This window comes from Solihabitans fulvus (assembly GCF_008386585.1).
In the GTDB taxonomy this organism is placed as follows: domain Bacteria; phylum Actinomycetota; class Actinomycetes; order Mycobacteriales; family Pseudonocardiaceae; genus Solihabitans; species Solihabitans fulvus.
In genome coordinates this window covers 1-372 of record NZ_VUOB01000325.1, presented here as the reverse complement: position 1 = coordinate 372, position 372 = coordinate 1, and the positions used below count along the sequence as shown (strand labels likewise).

The window sequence follows — 372 nt, the reverse complement described above, 5'->3', positions numbered from 1 at the left end:
CATAAATAAAATTCTCAACACTCACCACCACCCTAATTTCAAAAAATGGCTTGCCAATTTTCTCTCAGGTAGACATGGTTATACAATTTACAACGGCAAGTCCTCCAGAACACGACACTACACCAACAGGGTACCGCAGGGCTCCGTACTCTCACCTACACTTTTCAACTTATTCACTCACGACCTACCCACACCCATCCAACCCCACACACACACTTGGTCTTACGCGGACGACCTCACAATACTAGCACAACACCCAAAATATGAGACCGCTGCCGAACATCTTCAACAATATTTAGGGTCCTTAGAGCCATGGCTAACTACAAATAGAATGAAGGTCACCACAAACAAGTCATCTCTCACTCTTATTAC

The 372-nt window shown here is 44.4% G+C and carries 1 protein-coding gene; it reads left to right on the top strand.

What is annotated here, in order from left to right:
• Nucleotide 1: 1 nt before the first annotated feature.
• Nucleotides 2-372: reverse transcriptase domain-containing protein (locus F0L68_RS45355; RefSeq protein WP_149855431.1), on the top strand; the 371-nt coding region annotated here is incomplete at its 3' end.